Genomic DNA, 25,848 nt, shown 5'->3' with positions numbered 1-25,848 from the left:
GTAAAACATCATGGTTAACTTACGCCCCATTCTATTGGTTATTGGGTTGGTGCTCTCCAAGCTCGCTCTGTTTATGTATGTGCCGACTCTGGTAGCTTTCTTTACAGGAACGGGCGGCTTTCTAGAGTTCGGTCAATCAGTGGTGATCACCCATGTGATCGCCTTTATCTGCCTGAGCTTAGGCCGAACCGCGCACTTCCGTCTTGGGGTAAGGGACATGTTCCTGATTACCTCTTTGGTTTGGACCATCGCCAGCGCCTTTGCTGCACTGCCGTTTGTATTCATTAACCACATCAGCTTCACCGATGCCTACTTCGAGACCATGTCGGGTATTACGACTACGGGTTCAACCGTACTCAGTGGGCTGGATAACATGGCACCAAGTATCTTGTTGTGGCGCTCTATCTTGCAGTGGCTCGGTGGTGTTGGCTTCATCGTGATGGCGGTGGCGGTACTGCCGATGCTCAACGTTGGTGGTATGCGCCTGTTCCAGACCGAATCATCAGACTGGTCTGATAAAAGTAGCCCACGCGCTAAAACCGTCGCCAAGAATATCGTTGCCGTCTATCTGGTACTCACAGGGTTGTGCTTTATCAGCTACTTGTTTGCGGGAATGGGGATGTTTGATGCCATCAACCACGCCTTTACCACGCTCTCGACAGGTGGCTACTCTACCTCTGACGGTTCAATGAACCACTTCTCAAACAGTGCGCACTGGGTTGGTACCCTATTCATGTTCCTAGGCGGCTTGCCCTTCCTACTGTTTGTCAGTGCCCTACGTGGACGCAAGCTCACACCGCTCTACAAAGATGCTCAAGTACGCGGTTTCACCTACCTGTTTCTGGTCTCAAGTGCAGTAATATCAATGTGGCTGGTGATTCGTGATGGCTACACCGTGATGGATGCGCTGCGCGTGTCGATGTTTAACATCGTCTCTGTGGTTACAACGACAGGTTTTGGCTTGGAAGACTTCACGGCTTGGGGGGCTCTGCCAACGACACTGTTTGCCTTCTTAATGATGGCGGGCGCTTGTTCCGGCTCGACTTCAGGCGGCATCAAAATATTCCGCTTCCAGATCGCGATGACCTTATTACACAAACAGATGATGAAGCTGATCCACCCTTCAGGTGTATTTGTACAACGCTATAATCAAAGACCGGTCAACGACGACATCGTGCGCTCATTAGTTGCGTTTGGCTTGATGTTCTTTATTACGATTATTCTAATTGCGGGCGGCCTAAGTGCAATGGGACTGGACCCTATCACCAGTATTTCTGGCGCAATCACCGCGGTAGCCAACGTAGGCCCGGGCATGGGCAGTGTGATAGGCCCAACCGGGAACTTTGCACCGCTACCCGACGCAGCTAAGTGGCTGTTGAGTTTTGGCATGTTGATGGGAAGGTTAGAAATCCTAACCCTGTTAGTGCTGTTCTTCCCTGCCTTCTGGCGTCGTTAACCGAGCATTTAAAAGGAAACCATTATGCGAACATACCTATTGATGGCCAGTGCCCTACTCAGTGGCAGTACATTTGCCGATCAACTGCTCACCCTACCCGATGGTAAACAGGTGAACCTCAAAGATGATTTTACCTGGGAGTACGTAACAACCAAGGTGGAATCGGAAGTCACTGGTTCGACGGCACCTGCGAAGCCGAGCATCGCCGCGATTCCCGTATCGACTGCCGTGACAGGAACAACCATCAAACTCAACGATACCAAGCCAAGCCTGCAATTGTCGCAGTCAGGTGTTGATATTGTGTTGGGTTCTGCAAGCTATCAAGATGGGCAATTGGTGATTCCAACCGCGGTGACTAACCAAGGCACACAACCGGTAATCTTGGTATCACTGAAGGTTAAGGTGCTCTCAACGGACGGGGAACTCCTAGCCGAAGAGCAAGTGGATACGTGGAAGTCTATCAAGCGCATGGCAGATACCTACCTTCGACCAAAAGACAGTGCCGAAGGCAAGGTGATCAAGCTCGATGTCGCTCAACAACCAGCGTATCAACTTCAAGCAGAAGTGGTTGAAGTACTAGCACGCTAAACTGGCGTGACGTACAGATAGATCGCAAAGAAATGACAGGCGCATCCCGCCAATACAAACAGATGCCAAATGGCATGATTGTATGGGATGCGTTTAGCGACATAGAAAATCACACCCAATGAGTAAATAATTCCACCCGCAGCAAGTAGAATTAGGCCACCCAGTTCAACACTCTTAGCCAGTTGATAAATCACGATCAGTGACAGCCAACCCATGGCGAGATATGTCACCAGTGACAAGCGTTTAAAGCGATAAACGAAGGCTATTTTCATCACAATGCCTACCAGTGCTATTGCCCAAATCACCCCCATTAAGCCCAGTGCCAGAGGCGTTCTTAGGCTGACCAAAAGAAACGGTGTATAGCTGCCTGCTATCAATAGGTAGATAGCACAGTGATCTAGGATCTTAAGTAGGCGCTTAGTTTTCTCAGTGGTGATCGAGTGGTAGAGGGTGGAGGCAAGAAACAGCAAGATGATACTGCTGCCATAAATAGCCATGCTCGCCATCGTCAACGAATCAGCTTCAAATTGATCGGCTTTTATTAGCAGCAAGATCAAGCCAACCACACCCAACACGACACCTAGGCCATGTGTGATTGCATTGGCTCTCTCTTCTATTTCGCTGTATTCACTGACTTTGGTTTCAGACATGGGCACCCTACTAGAGTAATCGAATATTTACTCTAGTATTACACATTAAGCTTACACGTGTAAGCTTAAATTTTTATTCGGCTGATCGTGGTCTGATAAAGGTTAGGTGACGTCCTCCAGATACTCAATCACCATCTCACCGGCTTGCTGAGGTGAGGTGTCGAGCGGGATACTCAATTGACGTTTGAGTTGACCAACACCAAGTAGGCTAGCCAACATCCCTTTTGCTCCATCGCGATTGCGGTCGATCTCAAACCACAACTTCAGCTCTTGCTCATCACGATGAGCCACCACTTCTAGCTCTCGCCAGCGACCATGATAAGGCCCTGTGGTCGGTACAAATTCAAACTCTTGAACGAATGGCAGTTCAAAGCCTTCAACCGCCTCACACTCCACCTGTCGAATGCGCAGACCCTGCGCCTCTAGCTTATTAAAGATGCCATCGAGCAGCTCATCGGGGCGCACGGTGAGTACGTCTTTATCTGATGGATCAATGGCCATGGCGATATCAAGCCCGGTTTCAAGCCACACCTTAGCGTCACCAATGGTCACAGGTGTATTGAGTGGTACATCGAATTCACACTCAAAGTCGCGTGTTTCGCCCGGCTCTATCGTAAAGGCGTAGGGAAGACTCCACTTCGCCAATGAATAGGTTTGATGAACACGACGAGTTTGGCCTCGGTCTTGTTTATCAGGATTAATTGGGACTTCCTTGATGTAACGACAGCACAGATTCAGGTCGATGTTATCGATCTCCTGAGGTTGTGAGCCACCGTAAACGTGCACAATAATGTTGGCTTTACGCCCAGGGTAAAGCACCTCTTGTTGGAGTACTGAATCTACCTTCGCCGATCCAATACCAAAACTTGCTAGCGTTTTCTTTAAGAACGACATATGCACCTCCTTTAAAGCACCATCTTAAGCCTGAAAGAGGTTCAAACTCAAATATACTGCTCACACAATTTTAGCTGTAATTGACGGCAATTTTTAACCCAAGCGTCGATCGTTTAGTCAGATGATGATAATCTGTTATTGATATGTACGCATATCATTATCCTGATTCATGATTGGATTGGCGAGAGCCAGACGAGCCAAACTTCAAGCAATTGCGGCGCAGCTCATTTTGGATCAGGCCATTAAATTGGCAATGGATATGCCTGACCGTTAGGTAACTCAATGCGACCAACAGCTGTCAGGTTTTCGCACACCAACCGTAGTGCGATGCGTCGTCGTAGTGGCTTTGTTGCTGCTCCAACGGCAAAGAAAGTGGCTCCTACAATGACTCTTGTTGAGAAGACTGCTCTGCTTACGTCTAGCTCTGCAAAAGTAATTAAAGCCGCATAACAAAAAGCGCAGTCTTTACTGCGCTTTTTTCTTGCCTGTTGGATTGGTATTCCGTATCCGATTTGATACCTTTACTGCAAATCATTATAAAATTTGTGGAGAATAGAAAATGAAATGCCATCGCATTGAAGAGCTGATTGAGCTAATGGAGCCTGAGTGGCAAAAAGACCAAGAGCTAAATCTATTAGAGTTCATCATCAAACTGTCTAAAGAAGCAGGTTATGAAGGCAAGCTAGAAGAGCTGACCGACGACGTGCTGATCTACCACCTTAAGATGCGTAACAGCCAAAAAGACGAGATGATCCCTGGCCTGAAAAAAGACCAAGAAGACGATTTCAAGACCGCTATTCTAAAAGCACGCGGCATCATCTAATCAGACTCACATCCTGCTCAACGATTTTAAAGGCGACCATTCGGTCGCTTTTTTGTTTCTGTTCGCTATTTTTTCGTCACAACTGTTATGAGTTTTGTTGCTAAAGGTTGATAGCGTTAAAGAAATGAGAACAGTATTGTCGCTATAATCGCCTCCCATAAGAATCTTCTAAAATAAGAGTAGCGTGTATAGGGTCCAGTGATATACCAAAGCTACGGTGTGCAAGATTCTCCCGCAGAGTTACTTAAAGCAATGTCATAAAGTGCCCACACTAAGAAAAGGCACCTATACCATCAAAAGGATAGTCCATGAGTCAGGATAAAATCGATATCAAAGATGTGACTCCTAAAACCTTTAATCCCAAGACACATAAAGGTAATGGAGATCGATTTAACCCCAATAACCGCATCTACGTGCGTGAAAGCAAAGGGAAATTTCAACAACTGCGTCGCTATGGCGGCTGGTTCTTGTTACTACTGTTCGCCCTGATCCCATGGATTCCATTTGGTGAAAGACAGGCGATTTTGCTGGATATTGGTAACCAACAGTTCAACTTCTTTGGTACCACCCTCTACCCTCAAGATCTGACCCTGTTAGCGATCTTGTTTATGATTGCAGCCTTCGGCCTGTTCTTTATTACCACCTTTTTAGGCCGTGTTTGGTGTGGTTATCTGTGTCCGCAGACCGTGTGGACCTTTATGTACATCTGGTTTGAGGAAAAACTAGAAGGCTCGGCCAACAAGCGAAGAAAGCAGGATTCAGGCAAGCTCACGTCGAATCTGATCATGCGTAAAACGCTTAAGCACCTTGCATGGTGGGCGATTGCCCTTGCGACCGGCCTCACCTTTGTCGGCTACTTTATTCCGGTCAAAGAGCTAGTAATCGGCTTCTTCACCTTCGATGCCTCATTCTGGCCAGTATTCTGGGTGCTATTCTTCGCAGGCTGTACCTACGCCAATGCAGGATGGATGCGCTCTATTGTGTGTTTGCACATGTGCCCATACGCGCGTTTCCAATCTGCGATGTTTGATAAAGATACCTTTATTGTTGGCTACGACACTGAGCGTGGTGAAAGTCGTGGTCCTCGCTCGCGCAAAGCTGACCCTAAAGCTCTGGGCTTAGGCGATTGTATCGACTGTAATCTGTGTGTTCAGGTATGTCCGACTGGTATCGATATCCGTGATGGCCTGCAATATGAGTGTATTAACTGTGGCGCTTGTATCGATGCCTGTGACCAAACCATGGATCGCATGGGCTACGAGAAAGGACTGATCAACTATACGACCGAGCACCGCCTTGAAGGCCATAACACTAAGGTCATGCGACCTAAGCTGCTGGGTTATGGCGGCGTGCTGCTACTGATGATTGGCTTGTTCTTTGTGCAGGTGGCGAGTGTCGACCCAGCGGGTTTAACCGTGCTTCGTGACCGTAACCAACTGTTTAGAATCAATACCCAAGGCATGGTAGAAAACACCTACACGTTGAAAGTAATCAACAAAACGCAGCAGGTTCAAGAGTATGACTTAAGCGTAAGCGGCCTGCCTGATCCAACTTGGTACGGCAAGCAGACCATTTCTGTGGATCCGGGTGAAGTGCTTAACCTGCCGATCAGCTTAGGTGCTGATCCAGAAAAACTCAGCTCACCTGTTTCGACAATTCAGTTTATACTCTCGGATAATGAAGAGTTTACGATGGAAGTTGAAAGCCGCTTTATCAAGAAGCTCTAATACCTGATTAGGTATTTCAACCACTCAATGGAAAAAGGCTCAGTAATGAGCCTTTTTTATTTTATGACTGAACAAGCTTTTAACTTTGACAACCTAACGCCAGATTTCATGTGGTACGCCCTAGAAAGTATCGGCGTTCGCGCCGAGTCTGGTCTTTTGGCGCTTAACAGCTACGAGAACCGTGTCTATCAGTTCACGGATGAAGACCGCAAGCGCTACGTGGTGAAGTTCTACCGTCCGCAGCGTTGGAGCAAAGAGCAGATACAGGAAGAGCACGACTTTGCGCTCGACTTGATTGAGCAAGAGATCCCGGTTGCACCGCCTATAAAGATCAATGGTCACACCCTGCATGAGTATCAGGGCTACCTGTTTGCGCTGTTTGATAGTGTTGGCGGGCGTCAGTATGAAGTGGATAATCTCGAGCAACTTGAGGGCGTTGGCCGCTTCTTGGGTCGAATCCATAAAGCGGGTTCTGGAAAACTGTTCCAACACAGACCGACCATCAGTCTCGATGAATACCTGCATCAACCACGTAAGATCCTCGAAAACTCTCGCTTTATCCCTGCGCATATCGAATCGGCTTTCTTTAATGACCTCGATATGTTGATCAAGGCACTGGAGGAGCAGTGGTCAGACTCAAGCAGCATCATTCGTCTGCATGGCGACTGCCACCCTGGTAACATCCTTTGGCGTGATGGCCCGATGTTCGTTGACCTCGATGACGCGCGTAATGGCCCTGCTGTCCAAGACCTATGGATGCTACTCAATGGTGAGCGCCAAGATAAACTGATGCAGCTCGACATCCTATTGGAGGCGTATCAAGAGTTTTGCGACTTTAACAGCGCAGAATTGAAACTAATTGAGCCGTTGCGCGGTCTACGTATGGTGCATTACATGGCATGGTTAGCAAAGCGATGGCAAGATCCTGCTTTTCCAATTGCCTTCCCATGGTTTAATGACCCGAAATACTGGGAGCAACAAGTACTTGCTTGTAAAGAGCAGATTGCTACCCTACAGGAGCCACCACTTTCGTTAATGCCTCAGTGGTAAGGCAACACTGATAGCAAACAACAAAAATTCAAACATAATGGAGATTGAATAAATGAAAAAGCTATTCGCATTTTTCTCATTGGTTATGCTGAGCTTATCGGCTCACGCGGCACAATTTAACGAAGGTGAGCACTACAAAGTTCTAGATCTAGAAGCTTCGAAGAAGCCGGTAGTGACGGAGTTTTTCTCATTCTACTGCCCACACTGTAATAGCTTTGAACCAATCATTCAGCAGCTAAAAAAACAGCTTCCTGAAGGTGTTAAGCTTCAGAAGAACCACGTATCTTTCATGGGTGGCGCTATGGGTAAGCCAATGAGCAAAGCCTACGCAACCATGATCGCACTGAAAGTCGAAGACAAAATGGTGCCAGTGATGTTTAACCGCATTCACAACATGAACAAAGCACCACGTGACGAAGAAGAGCTACGTCAGATCTTCCTAGACGAAGGCGTTGATGCGAAGAAATTTGATGCAGCTTACAAAGGTTTCGCAGTGGACTCTATGGTTCGTCGTTTCGATAAAGCATTCAAAGACAGCGGCCTTTCAGGCGTACCAGCCGTTGTGGTTAACAACCGTTACCTAGTTGATGCGCAAGGTATCAACTCACTTGATGAATATTTTGCACTGGTTAATTTCTTATTGAAGAAATAACTCATTGATAAAAGGGAGCTTCGGCTCCCTTTTTTTTGCTATGCTCAAAAAGCATCATTGATAAAAAATTAATCAGGAACCTTTTAGTATTTCGGCTATCTATAGTTTTTCACGATTCACTAACAGGTTGGGCAAGGAGCCCCGCGAATGAAATTCAAAATAACAGTTCTAGCTTTGAGCATTGCAGCAAGCCCTGCCTTTGCCAAACTTGCCGATGAGCAAGGCATCAGCGGAGAGATCTCCATTAACGCAGGGGTTACCTCTTCCACGTCTAACTTTGACGCTGATGGCGATAGCAATATCTCCTCTCTTGACCAGAAAGCTTCCTCTGAAAGCTCTTTCTTAGTCGCACCACTGGGTAGCATTGCCTACACCTTTGGTGAGCGCTTAAATCATCAGGTTTATACGGGTACCGCTCGTGACGATATCGCGACGGGTACCGTCGTACTTGAAGTCGGCTACAAATATCAGCTGCAGTCTGGAATGGTGATTGATGCTTCAATCCTACCAACCATCATGTCAGGTGAAACCTGGGCAGATCCATATAACACAACCTCATCACGCACAAAAACCGACGAAACAGGAAACGCGTTTCGTCTCAAGCTCGATAAAATCGCCGGCTCTGCGTTCTCTGTCGATATGGCTTTTGCTACTAAGGACGTAGAGAAAGACCTAGTTATAGATGAGCTCAAGCGAGATGCAGATACCTTCTATTTGAAAGGCCAATATCGTCAGCCTCTAAGCCGCAGCATGATGTTGATTCCATCAGTTATCTACCAAACACGTGATGCCGATGGCAGTGCCGAATCCTATGATCAGCTGGGTGCAGAAGTGAGTCTATTTGGGGTTCAGGGTCGCCACCAATATGCACTAACCGCAGGTTATAGCCAACGCTCATACGACAGTGGCAACCCACGCTTCAACAACAAAGAGCGCAGCGATGACAACATCAACCTGTTTGCTGCGTATGAATATGAAAAGTTCATGAATTGGCAGAATTGGTCGCTGATTTCGCTAGCGGGTTATGGTCATAGCGATTCAAACATTACCTTCTACGATGAGTCTCAATACATCGTCTCTGTTGGTCTAAACTACAAGTTTTAACCACTAAGGCCTCAAGCGGTATACCCTCACTCTGGTTATACCGCTTGTGCCGTCAACTGCTTCAACAATCTATCCATCGCTCGATACCCCAACGCCTCTGAAAGGTGCTTCTTGTGAATCCGCTCGCTCCCCTCGAGATCGGCAATCGTGCGGGCAACCTTGATGATGCGATGATAGGCACGAATTGATAATCCAAGCCGATGCAGAGCCGTCTCTAAGAACTCGGCATCTTGCTTATCCAGTGGGCAATACTTTTCAATCTCACGACTAGTCAACAGTGCATTGGATTTTCCTCCTCGCTCGACCATAGCCGACCTTGCATCAACTACACGCTGCCTAACGACCTGTGTCCCCTCACCTCGATCGCCACCTTCTGCAAGCATACCTTTGGGAAGTAGAGGGATCTCCAATGACATATCAAAGCGGTCTAATAAGGGACCAGATAATCGATTCAAATAACGCAAAATAATCTGTGGATTGGCACGGGCTTGATTGCCTTCGTAATATCCCGTCGGGCTTGGGTTTAGCGCCCCCACCAATTGAAAGCGAGCAGGGAAACGGGTCTTGCCCGCTGCACGCGAGATGATGATTTCACCGGACTCCAATGGCTCGCGTAACGAATCAAGAACCTTTCTCTCAAACTCCGGCATCTCATCGAGAAACAACAGCCCATTATGCGCCAATGATATTTCTCCCGGCCTTGGCACAGAACCTCCACCCACTAGTGCTGCCATTGAGCTTGAATGATGAGGAGAGCGAAACGGGCGTTGCTTCCAGTTGTACTGATTGATCTCTTGCTGGGTAAGTGACGCCACTGAAGCCGTCTCCATCGCTTCATCATCATTCATCTCAGGTAATAAATCACAAAGGCGTGAGGCAAGCATGGTTTTGCCGGTACCGGGAGGACCTAGAAACAGTAAGTTATGATTGCCTGCTGCTGCGATCTCCAATGCCCTTTTGCCTTGCTGCTGACCGATAATATCTTGTAGATCCCGCATCGATTGCGGCGCACTGTGAGGTTCGCTGGCGTTATTCAACTCTAAGGCATGTTGTCCACACAGGTAGCTGCACACCTCAAGCAGGGTTTGCGCCGATTTATGCTCGCCCTTGCCCACCAGCGCCGCTTGCTCACCGTTGTCATGTGGAACCACCAAGGCTCGCTTTGATTTATCACACGCCAACGTGGCAGGCAGCACTCCCTTAACCCTCCGTAACTCACCAGACAAAGCCAGTTCACCAATAAACTCATGCTTAAGCACCTTGGTTTCTGGTAGCTGCTCCGACGCCACCAAAATTCCCAAAGCAATCGGCAGATCAAACCGTCCGCCCTCTTTGGGCAGATCCGCTGGTGCAAGGTTGACAGTGATGCGCTTTGCAGGAAATTCGAAGCGAGAATTAATAATTGCACTACGCACGCGATCTTTAGACTCTTTGACCGTTGTCTCTGGTAGTCCGACCAAAGAGAACCCTGGCATTCCGTTGCTGATATGCACCTCGACAGTGACCGCAGGTGCTTCCACACCGACGCTGGCGCGACTATGAATAATTGCGAGTCCCATAGCTTTCCTTTGTTCTTGATTTAAAAGTATTCAGCCTGGGTATTCGTTCCTCACCAAAGCCGTAAGATTGTTATATAGCTTGGTGGAATTAGTTTTTAATGTGAAAAAAGAATGACATTTTGCTTGTCAGGAAACAGTTTTCTGTGATAACACTAGAGATAGATGGTTTTACATACGACAATCGACGAGAAAGCTCGGATTTTATGACACTAAACACACGCCTATACGCACTGATTAACCTGATTATCGTGGTCATTATTATGACGACGCGGGGGCGTGTGGATAAAAAATAGCCACAAATTTTTAAAACCCCCGCACTGACAAGTCCGGGGGTTTTTTCTAATTTATAGATTCGATTTTTATACTTTGAAGCATTTTCGGCTACGCCGATAGACAGGAAGAATGGGAGCACACGATGTGCAGCAACAAAAAAAATAGTTACCAAAATACCGGTAACCAGGGGGATTTACGATGAAAGGTGCAGAATTAGTCGTATCCGCTTTGAAGCAGCAGGGTATAGACACCGTATTTGGTTATCCAGGTGGTGCCATAATGCCAATCTACGATGCATTGTACGACGGTGGTGTGGAACACATCCTATGTCGTCACGAGCAAGGTGCTGCAATGGCCGCCATAGGGATGGCGAGAGCCACTCAGGATGTTGCAGTATGTATGGCGACCTCTGGTCCGGGCGCCACTAACCTAGTCACCGGCCTTGCCGATGCATTTATGGACTCAATCCCCCTCGTCGCCATCACTGGCCAAGTCGCTAGCTCCCACATTGGTACTGATGCCTTCCAAGAAATGGATGTGATCGGTATGTCTCTCTCTTGTACTAAGCACAGCTACCTTGTTACTGACATTGAAGACCTTGCTCCAACCTTAGCAGAGGCCTTTGAAGTAGCTAAAACCGGTCGTCCAGGCCCAGTTATCGTTGATATCGCCAAAGATGTGCAACTTGCAGAAGCTCCAGTAGAAGTTCTTCCTTCTTTCACGCCACCAGCAATACCGGTGGCACCACAAGAAGCGATCGAGACGGCACAGCAAGTCCTTTCTCAAGCTACCCGCCCTGTTCTTTACGTTGGTGGTGGTGTTCAACTGGCAAAGGCAACCGATTCTGTACGTGAGTTCTTACGTCTTAATCCAATGCCAGCGGTTAGCACATTAAAAGGCTTAGGTACCATCGAGCGCGATGACCCACACTACCTAGGTATGTTAGGTATGCACGGCACCAAAGCGGCTAACTTAGTCGTTCAAGAATCCGACCTACTGATCGTAGTCGGCGCGCGCTTTGATGACCGAGTAACGGGCAAGCTAGATACCTTTGCGCCACACGCAAAAGTCATTCACATCGATATCGATGCGGCAGAGATCCACAAGCTTCGTCATGCGCACGCTCCACTGCGTGGTGACATCAACACTATTCTTCCTCAGTTAGAGCTGACTCAAGACATCAGTCCTTGGGTTCATCACTCTGAGAGCTTACGCAGCACATTTAAGTGGCGCTATGACCACCCTGGTGACCCAATCTTCGCACCACTGCTGCTTAAGCAACTTTCAGACATGATGCCGGATAGCTCAATTGTCTCGACCGACGTTGGTCAACACCAGATGTGGGCTGCACAGCACATTCAACCTCGTCAGCCGCAGAACTTCATCACCTCTGCAGGCTTAGGTACCATGGGCTTTGGTTTGCCTGCAGCGATGGGGGCAGCCGTTGCGCGCCCGGATGATCAATCAATCCTTATCTCAGGTGATGGTTCATTCATGATGAATGTTCAAGAGCTTGGGACACTTAAACGTCGCCAGATCCCGGTGAAGATGGTGCTACTCAACAACTCGCGCCTTGGTATGGTTCGTCAATGGCAATCGCTGTTCTTCGATGGCCGCCACAGTGAAACCATCCTAGATGACAATCCAGACTTCGTGATGTTAGCAAAAGCCTTCGATATTCCGGGTAAAACCATCACCAAGAAGGAAGAAGTTGAGCCAGCCATCAAAGAGATGCTTGAGAGCAAAACAGCTTACCTTCTGCATGTATTGATCGACGAAGAAGAGAACGTATGGCCACTTGTACCACCTGGTGCATCAAACAGTGATATGTTGGAGAACACGTAACATGGAAAGATATTTACTAGACATCAAAGCCGATGATAAGCCGGTACTGTTAGAGCGTGTTCTTCGTGTTATTCGTCACCGTGGCTTCATCGTTAAGCAGGTTGCTGGTACTCAGAACCACGAGAGCAAAATCGCGAGCGTTGAGATCATCGTTGATAGCGACCGCCCTATCTCTTTCTTGGTCAATCAGATTGAAAAGCTATGGGATGTACGCACTGTCGATGTGATTTCCATTAGCCGTAACGAACTACCAAACAATAACTTACAACAAAAGATTGGTGCATAAGGAAGCGCAAACATGACAGCAAAAACAGCAGACTACATTTGGTTTAATGGTGAGATGATTCCTTGGGCTGAGGCGAACGTTCACGTCTTAACTCACGCTATGCACTACGGAACTTCAGTATTTGAAGGTGTTCGTTGCTACAACACTCCAAATGGCCCAATCATTTTCCGTCACCCAGAACACGCGAAGCGCCTAAAAGACTCAGCCAAGATCTACCGCTTCCCTATTCCTTACACGGAAGAGGAGATCATGGAAGCCACACGCGAAACACTGCGTCAAAATAAGCTTGAGTCTGCCTACATCCGCCCTCTAGGCTTTGTCGGTAATGTTGGCCTTGGTGTATGTCCTCCAGAAAATACTGAGATGGACCTAATCATCGCTGCCTTCCCATGGGGTTCGTACCTAGGAGAAGAAGCTCTAGAAAACGGCGTAGATGCGATGATTTCAAGCTGGAATCGCGCAGCACCTAATACCATCCCAACCGCAGCAAAAGCAGGTGGTAACTACCTTTCATCACTACTGGTTGGTGGTGAAGCTCGTCGTCACGGTTACGATGAAGGTATCGCACTGAGTGTCGATGGCTACCTGTCAGAAGGTGCCGGTGAGAACATCTTTGTCGTGAAAGACGGCGTGATTACGACGCCACCAGCGACCAGCGCGATCCTGCCTGGTATTACACGCGACAGCATCATGACTCTAGCCCGTGATCGCGGCTATGAAGTACGTGAAGCCAATATTGCACGTGAAGCACTTTACCTAGCAGATGAAATATTCATGACAGGTACAGCAGCTGAAATCGTGCCAGTACGTACAGTTGATAAGATTGAAGTCGGTTGTGGTAAACGCGGCCCAATCACTAAAGTAATGCAAGACCTTTACTTTGGCCTATTCAACGGCACCACAGAAGATAAGTGGGGCTGGTTGGATTACGTTTACCCAGAACAAGCACCTTCAGCTCAATAATTTATAAGGAAGTAGCAAATGTCTTCGGCTCCAAAAATCAAATATCGCAGCGCAACTACAACTCACGGCCGCAACATGGCGGGTGCTCGTGCCCTTTGGCGTGCAACGGGTGTAAAAGATGATGACTTCGGTAAGCCAATCATCGCTGTTGTAAACTCATTCACTCAATTTGTTCCAGGCCACGTTCACCTTAAAGATATGGGGCAGCTGGTCGCAGGTGAAATCGAAAAAGCGGGCGGTATCGCTAAAGAATTCAATACCATTGCCGTCGATGATGGTATCGCGATGGGTCACGGCGGCATGCTTTACTCGCTGCCTTCACGTGAATTGATCGCTGACTCTGTAGAGTACATGGTCAATGCACACTGTGCCGACGCGATGGTGTGTATCTCTAACTGTGACAAAATCACTCCGGGAATGATGATGGCAGCGATGCGCCTCAACATCCCAGTGATCTTTGTTTCTGGTGGCCCAATGGAAGCGGGTAAAACAAAGCTTTCTGATCAACTCATCAAACTAGACCTTGTTGATGCGATGATCCAGGGTGCCGATCCAACAGTTTCAGATGAGCAGAGTGAGCAGATCGAGCGTTCAGCTTGTCCAACTTGTGGCTCTTGTTCAGGCATGTTCACGGCAAACTCAATGAACTGTCTAACGGAAGCACTGGGCCTATCTCAGCCAGGCAACGGCTCTATGCTAGCGACCCATGCAGACCGTGAGCAGCTATTTATTAACGCTGGTAAGCGCGTTGTTGAACTGACTAAGCGCTACTACGACCAAGGCGATGAATCAGCACTACCGCGCAACATCGCCAACCGTGCAGCCTTTGAGAACGCTATGGCGCTAGATATCGCAATGGGTGGTTCTAGTAACACGGTTCTTCACCTGCTAGCAGCAGCGCAAGAAGGCGAGATCGACTTTGATATGAATGACATCGATGAGATGTCACGTCGCGTTCCTCACCTGTGTAAAGTGGCACCATCTACTCAGAAGTACCACATGGAAGACGTACACCGCGCCGGTGGTGTCATGGCGATTCTGGGTGAGCTAGACCGCGCAGGCCTACTCAATGGCTCAACCAGTACTGTTCTTGGCATGACAATGCAGCAACAGCTTGCTGAGTACGACATCATGCAAACTGAGAATGAAGACGTTCTTAAGTTCTTCCGTGCAGGCCCTGCAGGTATCCGTACCACTCAAGCCTTCTCTCAAGATTGCCGCTGGGATCGCCTAGATGACGACCGCACCGATGGTTGTATCCGCTCAAAAGAGAACGCATTTAGCCAAGAGGGTGGCCTAGCCGTTCTATCTGGTAATATCGCGGTTGACGGCTGTATCGTTAAAACAGCCGGTGTTGATGAAGAGAACCTCAAGTTCCAAGGCCCTGCGATCGTGTTTGAAAGCCAAGACACTGCGGTAGAAGGCATTCTAGGTGGCAAAGTGAAAGCGGGTGAAGTGGTTGTTATCCGTTACGAAGGCCCTAAAGGTGGCCCTGGTATGCAAGAGATGCTGTACCCAACGACTTACCTGAAGTCTATGGGCCTAGGCAAGTCTTGTGCACTGCTAACGGATGGCCGTTTCTCTGGTGGTACGTCTGGTCTATCTATTGGTCACGCCTCTCCAGAAGCAGCAAGTGGCGGTACTATTGGCCTTGTTCAAGATGGCGATATCATCACTATCGATATCCCTAGCCGTTCTATCTCGCTAGACGTTCCAGAAGAAGAGCTTGCTGCTCGTCGTGCGAAACAGGATGAGCTTGGCTGGAAACCAGCTGATCGCCAACGCGAAGTGTCATTCGCACTTAAAGCCTACGCAAGCATGGCGACCAGTGCCGACAAAGGCGCAGTGCGCGATAAGTCGAAGCTTGAGGGCTAATCTATGAGTGATGACACCTCAACGCCCCGTTTACAATCTGGTGCAGACTACCTGCGCCAGATATTAAGAGCTCCAGTTTATGAAGCGGCTATCGTTACGCCGCTGCAAGAGATGCCACGCCTGAGCGCACGTATCGGTAACCAGGTTCAGCTTAAGCGTGAAGACCGTCAGCCAGTTCACTCGTTCAAGCTGCGTGGTGCCTATAACATGGTATCCAGTCTTTCTGAACAACAGAAAGCTGCAGGTGTAATTGCAGCATCGGCAGGTAACCATGCTCAAGGCATGGCTCTGTCTGGCTCTAAGCTCGGTATTCAGACCACGATAGTGATGCCAAAAACGACTCCAGACATCAAAGTAGATGCGGTACGTGGCTTCGGTGGCAACGTGGTTCTGCACGGCAGCAACTTTGATGAAGCGAAGGCTGAAGCAGAACGCCTTTCAGCTGAGCACGGCTATACCTTTGTACCTCCCTTCGATCACCCATTAGTGATTGCAGGACAAGGCACCATGGGTATGGAGATGCTGCAGCAAAATGGTCATCTCGATTATATCTTTGTACCCGTTGGTGGTGGCGGTCTAGCCGCTGGTGTTGCTGTGCTGATTAAGCAGTTAATGCCAGAAATCAAAGTGATTGCAGTAGAGCCAGAGGATTCCTCTTGCCTCAAAGCAGCATTAGATGCAGGTGAGCCGGTAGTTCTAGATCAGGTCAGTATGTTTGCCGATGGCGTTGCAGTTAAGCGCATTGGTGAAGAGACCTTCCGCCTATGCCAGCAGTACATCGATGGCCATATTGCCGTTTCTAGCGATGAGATCTGCTCTGCAGTAAAAGACATCTTTGAAGATACTCGTGCGATTGCCGAACCTTCTGGTGCGCTTGCTCTGGCAGGTTTGAAGAAGTTTGCTGAGCAGAACCAACTGCAAGGCAAGCAACTGGCGACAGTACTGTCTGGTGCCAACACCAACTTCCATGGTCTGCGTTATGTGTCCGAACGTTGTGAACTGGGTGAAAAGCGCGAAGGTTTGCTTGCGGTGACAATTCCAGAACGACAAGGTGCCTTCCTCGAGTTCTGCAATATCATCGGCGGCCGTGCTGTGACAGAGTTTAACTACCGTCATAACGACGACAGCCTAGCGAACATCTTCGTCGGTGTACGTCTCAATGGTGGGCAGGAAGAGCTCGATAGCATCATCTCTGATCTTCGTGAGGGCGGCTATCCGGTAGTCGACCTTTCAGATGATGAGATGGCGAAACTGCATATCCGCTATATGATTGGTGGTAAGCCATCCAAGCCATTGAAAGAGCGCTTGTACAGCTTTGAGTTCCCAGAATACCCAGGTGCTCTGATCAAGTTCCTAGATACGCTTGGCACCCACTGGAACATTAGCCTGTTCAACTACCGTAATCACGGCGCCGACTATGGTCGTGTTTTGTGTGGATTTGAATTGAGTGACGACGACCTTGCACAATTCTCAACTCACCTGCGTGAGCTTGGCTACCAATGCAAAGATGAAACCGATAACCCTTCGTACAAGTTCTTCTTGTCCTAAGAGATTGTTATCTAATAAAAAGAGCGAGTATTAACTCGCTCTTTTTGATCTTATCTTTAAAGATCGTTCAACTAGATCGCCTTGCGATGATCCAACCAATCTCGATGCAGTTGATCACTGGATCCCAAGTAATTCACCATCCACTCAATCAACTTATGATTGTCGTCTTTGCGCCACACAAGACAGCACTGACTGAGAGGGCTCGGCTCCGGCAGTATTTTCTCCACCAGCAAGCCTTGCTCAATGATAGGAGCTGCAATATGGCGTGGCATATAGCCAACCCCTACTCCATTCTTAAGGCATTCAATAGCACTGTACCAATTAGGCAGCAGCAAGCGCCTTTGATTGGCGTAGTGACCCGTATGACGCTTGGGCAATACGCTCGAGGTATCATCTAAACAGATAGCTGGGAACTGACTGACAAAGGTCTCATCAAGGTTCTGCTCTCTCACACACGGATGACTTGGTGACATAACAAACGCCCAATCGAGCGGCCCCATCTCTTTAACCTCAAAGTCACCGCCTACCGGAATCGCAGAAGTGGCACCAATCACAATATCGGCACGCCCTTGAGCGATCGCCTCCCAAGAGCCATTGAACACCTCCATGTTGATCTGCAGTTCAGCAAAATCAAAGGTCTCATAAAACTCTTCAATCATCGGCTTCATCTTGTCGAGCTTAACCACGTTGTCTAGGGTTAAGCGCAGAGTCTTTTTCCACCCTCGGGCAGCTCGCTTGGTCTGGGCACTCACCTCCTCCATCTGGCGCAATAAAGAGCGCGCCTCTTCGATAAACACCTCTCCGGCAGGTGTCAGCTCAACCTTTCTCGGCAGGCGCTTAAACAACAGCACACCAAGTTCTTGCTCTATCTGACGAACCCCGTAGCTGATCGCTGATGGCACCTTGTGCAGTTGTTCAGCAGCAGCCGTAAAACTTCCCAACCGAGCCACAGTGTCGAGCATTTCTAACGATGATTTAGAGAACATAAGCCTTCAAATTTTTTGATTGATAACCACATATTTTAGCGTTTTATTTTAACAAAGCAGAAAAATAGAATGTCAGCGTACATAAAACGGGCATGACGTCACCCAACAACAAACAATAATTTTGATGATAAATACATCACTACAACAGCTTAATGGCATTTTATGAATATTTCTAAGTTTCAGCTGACCTACCTTGCAGTTCTGTCCATGCTAGGTTTCATCGCGACCGATATGTATCTACCTGCATTTAAGGCAATGGAGATCGACTTTGCAACCGGCCCAGAGCAGATTGCCCTATCTCTAACGGTATTCCTTGGCGGCATGGCGATGGGTCAGCTTCTTTGGGGTCTTGCCAGCGATAAATATGGCCACCGCAACACACTGGCTGTCGGTCTAGTTCTGTTTACGGCAGCATCATTTGGTTTGGCTTTCAGCACTGAGGTTTGGCAACTGCTGACACTGCGCTTTATCCAAGCGATCGGTGTGTGTGCTCCTGCTGTGATCTGGCAAGCGATGGTAATCAAGCGCTATTCACAAAGCAGCAGCCAACAAATTTTTGCCACCATCATGCCTTTAGTGGCGCTATCTCCAGCACTGGCGCCTCAACTGGGTGTGCTTCTAGCGGATAACTTTGGTTGGCACAGCATCTTCATTACTCTAACTCTAATGGGCGCGCTATTGGTTGCAACTACGATGGCTCAACCAAAAGAACAACCAGAGGTAAAACAAACCTCTATTAAATCTGATATTAAGGCGCTAGTTAAATCTAAACCTTACTTGGGTAATGTACTGATGTTCGCTTCAGCATCGGCCGCTTTCTTTGCCTACCTAACGGGTATGCCAGAGATCATGGCTCAGCTAGGTTATGAAGCAAAAGACATTGGCCTAAGCTTTATCCCACAGACGATTGCGTTTATGGCGGGTGGCTACTTTGGTAAGCAAGCGGTGAAGAAATACGGCGATGGTGTGGTGCTGCGCAACCTAGTGGGTCTGTTCAGTGTGGCGGCAATGCTTATCTTCATCGCCTCACAGTGGGAACTGACGTCTATTTGGCCTCTATTAGCCCCATTCTGTTTGATTGCAGTAGCAAATGGCGCACTTTACCCAATCGTAGTAAACCGCGCGCTATCAAGTGCCAAACAGAGCCCAGCGACGGCTGCAGGTCTACAGAACAGTTTACAGATCTGTATTAGCAGCCTGGCAAGTGCACTGGTTGCAGCAATGGCGAGCCAAGCACTGAGCGTTACCGGTGTTGCTATCGTGATCTGTTTAGGTGGCCTATGGTTTGGTTACATCTTCTCAAATAAAGAGTTGTCTCAGCACTTCTCTGCGCCGGATAACTCGCGCGTAGTCGCTGAAGACAACCAAGACTAGCCTGCTCATTCATTCAAAACTAAAAAGAGCGAGTTTAGTACTCGCTCTTTTTTTCTCTCATAGAACTCAATCAGCTCTCATTCTCCACCACTTCCAGCGCTGGTGCTTTATGTCGGCTGTACTCATCGTAGTTAATCACGCGGCTGCGTCCCATGTCTTTCGCCATATAAAGTGCATTGTCAGCCATCTTAACCAGAGACTCGGTATCCGACGCAGGCTTAGGATAGGTTGCAACACCAATCGACACGCCTAATTGTCCCAGTGACAAGCCTTTGTGCTCCAAGTGCATTGAGCGCACGGCATCACATAGGCTTTGAGCAAAGTCGGTCGCCTGCTCCATTGAATAATGTGGCAGCAACACAGCCAACTCTTCCCCACCAAGACGACAAGCAATTTCATCTTCACTAACACTCTGCTTGAGCAAGGCGCTGATCTCTTTCAGCACGAAGTCACCCGCATCATGGCCAAAGTTATCATTGAAGCGCTTGAAATGATCCAAATCGAGCATCAATAATGACAAAGGTTGCTCGCTGGTGGCCGAGTTCATTGAATGCTCTTCCAGTTTTTGCTCGAAGAAGCGGCGGTTGAACAAGCCCGTTAATGGATCGCTCAATGCTTGCGAACGAAGCTTCTCTTGTAGGCTCAAGTTAGCCAACGCCAAGCCTAAATGCTCAGAAACACTGAATGCTAACTGCTCGGTGATCGGGTCAATTTCAATATGCCCTTGGCCAAAATAGAGGTGCATGATGCCAATGGTATTACCGTGCGCGGTCAATGGAATGCACAAGGTTTGGTTGTTCTCTATCTCGTCCATGTGACCACAACTCAGCGAGTGAAAGTCATCGTTAGATTGATGAGGACGCCCTTTACGCAGCGACCAGCACTCTTCAGGTGCAAAGCTCGAACTTCCCGGCCAAGTGTCTCCCCAATCAAGCTGGGTGATCAATTGGTTACGTGAAGCGCGCATTAGGGAAACACTGCCATTAATCTTACCAAGGATTCTCGGCAGGATATCCGAGACGATCTGTTGAGCTTCAACCATGTTGTTACACGCCGCTAGCATGTTGGCCAAGCGGTGCATCAGCTCAATCTCATGGGTACGCTGACGAATACGTTCGTCTTGCTTCTTCTGCTCTTCTTCAACACGCTGCACTATCTGACGGTTACTCACATACGAGGTGCCAATCAAAAAGCTCAGACTCAGCAGCACCATGCCGATCAAAATCCCCATTAACTGGAAATTCATCTGCTTAAGCTGGTGCATCGGTGAGGAGATCACCACCACAAAGTCTTTACCTTTTACCGTCTCTTTTTGCGAGTAGTAGATTCGATCTATTGAGGTAACGGTACTAAAGCGAACATCACTGCCATTGCCATGCTTGAGAGCTTGTAGAAATTCAGGTCGGTCACCATGGTTTTCGACACCGGCTAGGGCGTGATCGGAGAGGTCAGTATCACCAATCACCACACCTTGTGGGTCAATCACTTGGATTCTAAGTCGAGTGTTGGCTTGAGTGAGATCACCGATGTAATCATCCACGTCCATATCGGCGGTAAACGAGCCGCTGTCTTCACGAATCTCATAGATCACGTCTGACATCAGCGATATCAAATGCTCGCGTTCGTTTTCAACCACCAGCTTTTCCAGCGTGACGTAAAAGCCATACAGCCCTATCAACATTGAAAAAGATAAGATAATGATCGGCATGGTTTGCCATTTTTTCTCGACCAATCTCATTGTGCGTATTTCACCTTAAATTTACAGAACCCCAACCCGAATAATAACAATGTCACAACATATTACAATCAGGGTGTTGATTAAATTATTAGCAACAGACAACAAAAAAGAGCCAGTCACTCACGTAACTGGCTCTTTCTTTTAATAAAACTAAACAATAATCATTGATTATTTTTTCTTCACTGGACGCTGCCAGTTTGCGATTTTGCGCTCTTTAGCACGGCTGATCACCAACTCATTCTCAGCGACATCGCGTGTCACGGTTGAGCCTGCACCTACTGTCGCACCATCTGCAATCGTCACAGGGGCAATCAGCTGACTATCAGAGCCAACGAAAACGTCGTCGCCGATGATGGTCTTAAACTTGTTTGCACCGTCGTAGTTACAAGTGATCGCGCCAGCGCCAACATTAACGCGCTGACCGATCTCTGCATCACCAAGGTAAGTCAGGTGGTTTGCCTTAGAGCCTTCGCCTAGACGCGTGTTCTTCACTTCGACAAAGTTACCCACGTGTGAATCGTTACGCATGTCGGCACCTGGACGTAGGCGTGTAAATGGACCAACCGTACAGTCTTCACCAACCGTCGCGCCTTCAATTACGCTGTATGGACGAATCACTGTGTTGTCGTCGATCTCACAATCTTTTAGAACACATCCAGCGCCGATAGTCACGTTATCGCCAATGCTAACGCTGCCTTCAATGATCACGTTAACATCAATCTCTACGTCCATACCACACTGCAGCTCACCACGTAGGTCAAAGCGGCTTGGGTCACGCAACATCACGCCCTGCTTAAGCAGCTTGTCCGCTTGTTCCGCTTGGTAAGCACGCTCTAGACGAGCAAGTTGAGAGCGATCGTTAACGCCTTCAACTTCAATTGGGCTGTTTGGATGTACCGCTTCTACCGCACGACCTTCATCGTGAGCTGCTGCGATAACGTCTGTTAGGTAATATTCGCCTTGCGCGTTGTCATTGCTTAGGCCAGACAACCAACGCTTCAGATCGCCACCCGTAGCAACCATAACGCCCGTGTTGATCTCTTTAATCAGCTTCTGCTCGTCGGTTGCATCTTTTTGCTCAACTATCGCAACCACTGGACCATTCTTACGAATAATACGGCCATAACCTGTTGGGTTATCTAATACAACAGTCAGCAGCGCAATGCCGCCAGTTGGTTGTGCATCTAATAGGTTTTCAATGGTTTCAGCTGAGATCAGTGGAACGTCACCGTACAGAACCAGAACTTTCTCATCATCAGCAAAGTGCGCTGACGCTTGATCGACTGCGTGACCCGTACCTAGCTGCTCTGCTTGTAGCGCCCAGTTAACTTGCTCTTCAGCAAGAGTCGCTTTCATCTGGTCGCCACCGTGACCGTAAACAAGGTGGATGTTTTGTGCACCCAAGCCGTTACAAGTATCGATAACGTGTTTAACCATTGGCTTACCCGCAAGGGTATGTAGCACCTTTGGTGTGTTTGAGTACATGCGAGTGCCTTTACCCGCCGCGAGGATAACCGCGCTGAAATTCATTGGAACAACCTATCTGACGTTATTTTAGTTAAGACGATATTGTAACCGTTTTTAGCTAACAAATTAAATAATCTGATGATTTAACACATATGGCTTATCCAAAAATGCAAAAAGGCGACCCTTAGGTCGCCTTTATCTCAGTATCGATAATTTCTATAAAATTAACGACGCTGTTTTGTCAGTTCGATAACTCGTAACTGAGCAATGGCTTTAGCCAGTTCACCGGCCGCTTGTGCGAAGTCCATGTCGCCATGCTGATTTTGGATATTCTCCACAGCCTTGCGCTTAGCTTCTTCCGCCTTTGCTGCGTCTAGCTCTTCACCACGGATAGCTGTATCAGCCAGTACAGTCGCTGTACCGGGCTGAACTTCTACCATACCACCAGAAACATAAATGATTTCTTCGTGGCCGTGCTGCTTAACAATACGCACCATACCAGGCTTGATAGCGGTCAGCAGCGGTGTGTGACCATGGAAAATACCAAGTTCACCTTCGCTACCGGTCACCTGAAACGTCTCAACAAGACCAGAGAAAAGTTTTTTCTCTGCACTTACTACGTCTAGGTGAAAGGTTATTGCTGCCATATCGCCTCCTAGTTAGCCTTATAGCTTCTTAGCATTCTCAATAGCTTCGTCGATAGTACCGCAGTACATGAACGCTTGCTCTGGAATGTCATCGTATTCACCGTCTAGTAGACCTTTGAAGCCACGTAGAGTCTCTTTAAGAGGTACGTAAACGCCTGGGTCACCTGTAAATACTTCCGCTACGTGGTAAGGCTGAGTTAGGAACTTCTCAATCTTACGAGCACGAGATACAACTTGCTTATCTTCTTCAGATAGCTCGTCCATACCTAGAATAGCAATGATGTCTTTAAGCTCTTTGTAGCGCTGAAGTGTACGTTGTACACCTTGAGCGATATCGTAGTGCTCTTGACCAACTACTAGTGGATCTAGTTGACGTGAAGTTGAATCTAGCGGGTCGATCGCTGGGTATAGACCCATAGCTGCGATGTTACGGTTAAGTACAACCGTTGCATCCAAGTGCGCGAACGTTGTTGCTGGAGATGGGTCAGTCAAGTCATCCGCAGGTACGTATACCGCCTGTACAGACGTGATAGAGCCTTGCTTAGTTGACGTGATACGCTCTTGTAGAACACCCATTTCTTCCGCTAGTGTAGGTTGGTAACCTACCGCAGAAGGCATACGGCCTAGAAGTGCTGATACCTCAGTACCTGCAAGCGTGTAACGGTAGATGTTATCTACGAATAGTAGAACGTCACGACCTTCGTCACGGAAACGCTCTGCCATTGTTAGACCAGTCAGTGCAACACGTAGACGGTTACCTGGTGGCTCGTTCATCTGACCGTAAACCATCGCTACTTTAGATTCTTCAGGTTTTTCAACGTTTACAACGCCTGCTTCCTGCATCTCAAAGTAGAAATCGTTACCTTCACGAGTACGCTCACCTACACCTGCAAATACAGATAGGCCAGAGTGCTGAAGTGCGATGTTGTTGATAAGTTCCATCATGTTAACGGTCTTACCTACACCTGCACCACCGAATAGACCGATTTTACCACCCTTAGCGAATGGACAAACCAAGTCGATTACTTTAACACCTGTTTCTAGAAGTGCTGTCTCGTTAGACTGCTCTTCGTAGCTAGGCGCTTCGCGGTGAATTGCGTAGTGCTCTTCTGCACCGATTTCACCACACTCATCAATCGCGTCACCTAGAACGTTCATGATACGACCTAGGGTCTTAGTACCTACTGGTACTGAGATTGGCGCGCCAGTATTTTCTACTGTCAAACCACGACGTAAACCATCAGAGCTACCCATTACGATTGCGCGAACTACGCCACCGCCAAGTTGTTGCTGAACTTCAAGAACTAGACGTTCTTTAGCTTCAGTAACGTTCAGAGCGTCGTATACACGTGGTACTTCACCCTGTGGGAACTCTACGTCGACTACTGCACCGATGATCTGTACGATCTTACCTGTAGCCATCGTTAATCCTCTAACTATTTAGTTTTACCTAAGCTTTAACCGAAAAAGCGATTAAACCGCTGATGCGCCTGAAACGATCTCAGAAAGTTCTTGTGTGATTGCCGCTTGACGGGCTTTGTTGTACACAAGTTCTAAGTCATCAATTAGGTCGCTAGCGTTGTCTGTTGCAGCTTTCATAGCAATCATTCGAGCCGCTTGCTCACAAGCAAGGTTCTCTACCACACCTTGGTACACTTGAGATTCGACGTAACGAACCAATAGTGCATCTAGTAGTGGTTTTGGCTCAGGCTCATAAATGTAGTCCCAAGCATGATCGCGCTGCATGTCTTCGCTATCCGATTTAGGCAAAGGAAGTAATTGATCGATCGTTGGTTCTTGTACCATAGTGTTTTCAAACTTGTTGAACACTACGAACAGGCGATCCAATTCACCTTCATCATATTTCTTCAGCATTACGCTTACAGAGCCGATTAAGTCTTCAAGGCTAGGGCTATCGCCTAGGCCAGAAACTTGAGCTGCTACTTTCGCGCCGCTGTTGTTGAAAAATGCTGTTGCTTTTGAACCGATAATTGCCAGTTCAATGTCAGCACCTTTCTCAGACCAATCTTTCATGTCTAACATAGCTTTCTTGAACAAGTTAATGTTCAAGCCGCCACATAGACCACGGTCTGTAGAAACGATGATGTAACCAACACGTTTGGCTTCACGTTCCTCAAGATAAGGATGCTTATACTCAAGGCTACCGTTAGCCAAATGACCGATCACTTTACGCATTGTTTCTGCATATGGACGAGTAGCTTCCATTGCGTCTTGAGAACGACGCATTTTTGAAGCTGCTACCATTTCCATTGCTTTCGTAATCTTCTGTGTGCTTTTAACACTACCGATTTTATTACGTATCTCTTTTGCGCCGGCCATCGT

At 48.0% G+C, this 25,848-nt stretch carries 23 protein-coding genes; 14 read left to right on the top strand and 9 right to left on the bottom strand.

Going from position 1 to position 25,848, the window contains the following annotated elements; translation table 11 throughout:
* Nucleotides 1-10: 10 nt before the first annotated feature.
* Entirely contained in the window at nucleotides 11-1,456 is a 1,446-nt protein-coding gene (locus tag KI655_RS17920) for a TrkH family potassium uptake protein (protein WP_285407635.1), read from the top strand.
* Nucleotides 1,457-1,480: 24 nt separating this feature from the next.
* Nucleotides 1,481-2,044, top strand: coding sequence for a DUF3157 family protein (locus KI655_RS17915; protein WP_285407633.1), 564 nt, complete (start codon nucleotides 1,481-1,483; stop codon nucleotides 2,042-2,044).
* Here KI655_RS17915 and KI655_RS17910 read toward each other — a convergent pair.
* Both KI655_RS17910 and KI655_RS17905 read right to left on the bottom strand, forming a co-directional pair.
* Nucleotides 2,041-2,694, bottom strand: coding sequence for a hemolysin III family protein (locus KI655_RS17910; protein WP_285407631.1), 654 nt, complete (start codon nucleotides 2,692-2,694; stop codon nucleotides 2,041-2,043). The genes KI655_RS17915 and KI655_RS17910 overlap by 4 nt on opposite strands.
* 102 nt (nucleotides 2,695-2,796) lie before the next feature.
* Nucleotides 2,797-3,588: a sporulation protein gene (locus KI655_RS17905; protein ID WP_285407629.1), complete on the bottom strand. Its 792-nt coding sequence runs from the start codon at nucleotides 3,586-3,588 to the stop codon at nucleotides 2,797-2,799.
* A gap of 282 nt (nucleotides 3,589-3,870) precedes the next feature.
* On the opposite strand from KI655_RS17905, the gene KI655_RS17900 reads away from it, so the two are divergent.
* The 6 genes from KI655_RS17900 (at nucleotide 3,871) to KI655_RS17875 (ending at nucleotide 8,944) form a co-directional block, all read left to right on the top strand.
* A complete protein-coding gene (locus tag KI655_RS17900; protein WP_239842978.1) occupies nucleotides 3,871-4,038 on the top strand; it encodes a hypothetical protein in 168 nt (55 codons plus the stop codon).
* A 109-nt stretch (nucleotides 4,039-4,147) separates the two neighbouring features.
* Nucleotides 4,148-4,411 (top strand): YihD family protein, encoded by a 264-nt coding sequence (locus KI655_RS17895; RefSeq protein ID WP_285407627.1) that lies wholly within the window; start codon nucleotides 4,148-4,150, stop codon nucleotides 4,409-4,411.
* A gap of 308 nt (nucleotides 4,412-4,719) precedes the next feature.
* The gene (gene ccoG / locus KI655_RS17890; RefSeq protein ID WP_285407625.1) at nucleotides 4,720-6,138 is read left to right on the top strand and encodes a cytochrome c oxidase accessory protein CcoG; all 1,419 of its coding nucleotides are present in this window, start codon (nucleotides 4,720-4,722) and stop codon (nucleotides 6,136-6,138) included.
* A 63-nt stretch (nucleotides 6,139-6,201) separates the two neighbouring features.
* Nucleotides 6,202-7,188: a serine/threonine protein kinase gene (locus KI655_RS17885; RefSeq protein ID WP_285407623.1), complete on the top strand. Its 987-nt coding sequence runs from the start codon at nucleotides 6,202-6,204 to the stop codon at nucleotides 7,186-7,188.
* Between the two features lie 52 nt (nucleotides 7,189-7,240).
* The gene (locus KI655_RS17880; protein WP_285407621.1) at nucleotides 7,241-7,840 is read left to right on the top strand and encodes a thiol:disulfide interchange protein DsbA/DsbL; all 600 of its coding nucleotides are present in this window, start codon (nucleotides 7,241-7,243) and stop codon (nucleotides 7,838-7,840) included.
* A gap of 147 nt (nucleotides 7,841-7,987) precedes the next feature.
* Nucleotides 7,988-8,944, top strand: a complete 957-nt coding sequence (locus KI655_RS17875; RefSeq protein WP_285407620.1) for a DUF2860 domain-containing protein — start codon at nucleotides 7,988-7,990, stop codon at nucleotides 8,942-8,944.
* A gap of 35 nt (nucleotides 8,945-8,979) precedes the next feature.
* Here the strand turns inward: KI655_RS17875 and KI655_RS17870 are convergent, their stop codons facing one another.
* Nucleotides 8,980-10,503: a YifB family Mg chelatase-like AAA ATPase gene (locus KI655_RS17870; protein ID WP_285407618.1), complete on the bottom strand. Its 1,524-nt coding sequence runs from the start codon at nucleotides 10,501-10,503 to the stop codon at nucleotides 8,980-8,982.
* 471 nt (nucleotides 10,504-10,974) lie between these two features.
* On the opposite strand from KI655_RS17870, the gene ilvG reads away from it, so the two are divergent.
* From ilvG to ilvA, 5 genes are read left to right on the top strand one after another with little or no spacing between them, the layout of a single operon-like run.
* On the top strand, nucleotides 10,975-12,621 hold the full coding sequence (ilvG, locus tag KI655_RS17865; RefSeq protein ID WP_032548652.1) for an acetolactate synthase 2 catalytic subunit: 1,647 nt from the start codon (nucleotides 10,975-10,977) through the stop codon (nucleotides 12,619-12,621).
* Between the two features lies 1 nt (nucleotide 12,622).
* Entirely contained in the window at nucleotides 12,623-12,907 is a 285-nt protein-coding gene (gene ilvM, locus KI655_RS17860; RefSeq protein ID WP_032548651.1) for an acetolactate synthase 2 small subunit, read from the top strand.
* Nucleotides 12,908-12,919: 12 nt separating this feature from the next.
* Nucleotides 12,920-13,870 (top strand): branched-chain amino acid transaminase, encoded by a 951-nt coding sequence (locus KI655_RS17855; protein ID WP_032548650.1) that lies wholly within the window; start codon nucleotides 12,920-12,922, stop codon nucleotides 13,868-13,870.
* Nucleotides 13,871-13,888: 18 nt separating this feature from the next.
* The gene (gene ilvD, locus KI655_RS17850) at nucleotides 13,889-15,745 is read left to right on the top strand and encodes a dihydroxy-acid dehydratase (RefSeq protein WP_150896020.1); all 1,857 of its coding nucleotides are present in this window, start codon (nucleotides 13,889-13,891) and stop codon (nucleotides 15,743-15,745) included.
* 3 nt (nucleotides 15,746-15,748) lie between these two features.
* Entirely contained in the window at nucleotides 15,749-17,293 is a 1,545-nt protein-coding gene (ilvA, locus tag KI655_RS17845) for a threonine ammonia-lyase, biosynthetic (RefSeq protein WP_150870628.1), read from the top strand.
* A gap of 71 nt (nucleotides 17,294-17,364) precedes the next feature.
* Here the strand turns inward: ilvA and punR are convergent, their stop codons facing one another.
* A complete protein-coding gene (gene punR / locus KI655_RS17840) occupies nucleotides 17,365-18,279 on the bottom strand; it encodes a DNA-binding transcriptional activator PunR (RefSeq protein ID WP_032548647.1) in 915 nt (304 codons plus the stop codon).
* 162 nt (nucleotides 18,280-18,441) lie between these two features.
* On the opposite strand from punR, the gene punC reads away from it, so the two are divergent.
* Complete coding sequence (punC, locus tag KI655_RS17835; RefSeq protein WP_032548646.1) at nucleotides 18,442-19,653, top strand: purine nucleoside transporter PunC; 1,212 nt, start codon at nucleotides 18,442-18,444, stop codon at nucleotides 19,651-19,653.
* A 70-nt stretch (nucleotides 19,654-19,723) separates the two neighbouring features.
* On the opposite strand, the gene KI655_RS17830 is transcribed toward punC, so the two are convergent.
* The 5 genes from KI655_RS17830 to atpG all read right to left on the bottom strand — a co-directional run bounded on the left by KI655_RS17830 (nucleotide 19,724) and on the right by atpG (nucleotide 25,845).
* Nucleotides 19,724-21,334, bottom strand: coding sequence for a diguanylate cyclase (locus KI655_RS17830; RefSeq protein ID WP_285407654.1), 1,611 nt, complete (start codon nucleotides 21,332-21,334; stop codon nucleotides 19,724-19,726).
* Between the two features lie 225 nt (nucleotides 21,335-21,559).
* The gene (gene glmU / locus KI655_RS17825) at nucleotides 21,560-22,921 is read right to left on the bottom strand and encodes a bifunctional UDP-N-acetylglucosamine diphosphorylase/glucosamine-1-phosphate N-acetyltransferase GlmU (protein WP_285407614.1); all 1,362 of its coding nucleotides are present in this window, start codon (nucleotides 22,919-22,921) and stop codon (nucleotides 21,560-21,562) included.
* A 161-nt stretch (nucleotides 22,922-23,082) separates the two neighbouring features.
* On the bottom strand, nucleotides 23,083-23,505 hold the full coding sequence (locus tag KI655_RS17820; protein WP_032548643.1) for a F0F1 ATP synthase subunit epsilon: 423 nt from the start codon (nucleotides 23,503-23,505) through the stop codon (nucleotides 23,083-23,085).
* A gap of 18 nt (nucleotides 23,506-23,523) precedes the next feature.
* The gene (atpD, locus tag KI655_RS17815; RefSeq protein WP_150870625.1) at nucleotides 23,524-24,927 is read right to left on the bottom strand and encodes a F0F1 ATP synthase subunit beta; all 1,404 of its coding nucleotides are present in this window, start codon (nucleotides 24,925-24,927) and stop codon (nucleotides 23,524-23,526) included.
* A gap of 51 nt (nucleotides 24,928-24,978) precedes the next feature.
* A complete protein-coding gene (atpG, locus tag KI655_RS17810; protein WP_285407611.1) occupies nucleotides 24,979-25,845 on the bottom strand; it encodes a F0F1 ATP synthase subunit gamma in 867 nt (288 codons plus the stop codon).
* Nucleotides 25,846-25,848: the final 3 nt, after the last annotated feature.

The sequence above is a fragment of the Vibrio sp. D404a genome (assembly GCF_030248535.1).
Lineage (GTDB): Bacteria > Pseudomonadota > Gammaproteobacteria > Enterobacterales > Vibrionaceae > Vibrio.
The sequence above is the reverse complement of the archived record's forward strand: the minus strand, read 5'-3'. Positions and strand labels throughout refer to the sequence as shown.

What these genes read in the sequence shown, in the direction of transcription:
- KI655_RS17920 (WP_285407635.1), top strand. Translation starts at nt 11, where the DNA reads ATGGTTAACTTACGCCCCATTCTATTGGTTATTGGGTTGGTGCTCTCC.
- KI655_RS17915 (WP_285407633.1), top strand. Translation starts at nt 1,481, where the DNA reads ATGCGAACATACCTATTGATGGCCAGTGCCCTACTCAGTGGCAGTACA.
- KI655_RS17910 (WP_285407631.1), bottom strand. Translation starts at nt 2,694, where the DNA reads ATGTCTGAAACCAAAGTCAGTGAATACAGCGAAATAGAAGAGAGAGCC.
- KI655_RS17905 (WP_285407629.1), bottom strand. Translation starts at nt 3,588, where the DNA reads ATGTCGTTCTTAAAGAAAACGCTAGCAAGTTTTGGTATTGGATCGGCG.
- KI655_RS17900 (WP_239842978.1), top strand. Translation starts at nt 3,871, where the DNA reads ATGCGACCAACAGCTGTCAGGTTTTCGCACACCAACCGTAGTGCGATG.
- KI655_RS17895 (WP_285407627.1), top strand. Translation starts at nt 4,148, where the DNA reads ATGAAATGCCATCGCATTGAAGAGCTGATTGAGCTAATGGAGCCTGAG.
- ccoG (WP_285407625.1), top strand. Translation starts at nt 4,720, where the DNA reads ATGAGTCAGGATAAAATCGATATCAAAGATGTGACTCCTAAAACCTTT.
- KI655_RS17885 (WP_285407623.1), top strand. Translation starts at nt 6,202, where the DNA reads ATGACTGAACAAGCTTTTAACTTTGACAACCTAACGCCAGATTTCATG.
- KI655_RS17880 (WP_285407621.1), top strand. Translation starts at nt 7,241, where the DNA reads ATGAAAAAGCTATTCGCATTTTTCTCATTGGTTATGCTGAGCTTATCG.
- KI655_RS17875 (WP_285407620.1), top strand. Translation starts at nt 7,988, where the DNA reads ATGAAATTCAAAATAACAGTTCTAGCTTTGAGCATTGCAGCAAGCCCT.
- KI655_RS17870 (WP_285407618.1), bottom strand. Translation starts at nt 10,503, where the DNA reads ATGGGACTCGCAATTATTCATAGTCGCGCCAGCGTCGGTGTGGAAGCA.
- ilvG (WP_032548652.1), top strand. Translation starts at nt 10,975, where the DNA reads ATGAAAGGTGCAGAATTAGTCGTATCCGCTTTGAAGCAGCAGGGTATA.
- ilvM (WP_032548651.1), top strand. Translation starts at nt 12,623, where the DNA reads ATGGAAAGATATTTACTAGACATCAAAGCCGATGATAAGCCGGTACTG.
- KI655_RS17855 (WP_032548650.1), top strand. Translation starts at nt 12,920, where the DNA reads ATGACAGCAAAAACAGCAGACTACATTTGGTTTAATGGTGAGATGATT.
- ilvD (WP_150896020.1), top strand. Translation starts at nt 13,889, where the DNA reads ATGTCTTCGGCTCCAAAAATCAAATATCGCAGCGCAACTACAACTCAC.
- ilvA (WP_150870628.1), top strand. Translation starts at nt 15,749, where the DNA reads ATGAGTGATGACACCTCAACGCCCCGTTTACAATCTGGTGCAGACTAC.
- punR (WP_032548647.1), bottom strand. Translation starts at nt 18,279, where the DNA reads ATGTTCTCTAAATCATCGTTAGAAATGCTCGACACTGTGGCTCGGTTG.
- punC (WP_032548646.1), top strand. Translation starts at nt 18,442, where the DNA reads ATGAATATTTCTAAGTTTCAGCTGACCTACCTTGCAGTTCTGTCCATG.
- KI655_RS17830 (WP_285407654.1), bottom strand. Translation starts at nt 21,334, where the DNA reads ATGTTGATAGGGCTGTATGGCTTTTACGTCACGCTGGAAAAGCTGGTG.
- glmU (WP_285407614.1), bottom strand. Translation starts at nt 22,921, where the DNA reads ATGAATTTCAGCGCGGTTATCCTCGCGGCGGGTAAAGGCACTCGCATG.
- KI655_RS17820 (WP_032548643.1), bottom strand. Translation starts at nt 23,505, where the DNA reads ATGGCAGCAATAACCTTTCACCTAGACGTAGTAAGTGCAGAGAAAAAA.
- atpD (WP_150870625.1), bottom strand. Translation starts at nt 24,927, where the DNA reads ATGGCTACAGGTAAGATCGTACAGATCATCGGTGCAGTAGTCGACGTA.
- atpG (WP_285407611.1), bottom strand. Translation starts at nt 25,845, where the DNA reads ATGGCCGGCGCAAAAGAGATACGTAATAAAATCGGTAGTGTTAAAAGC.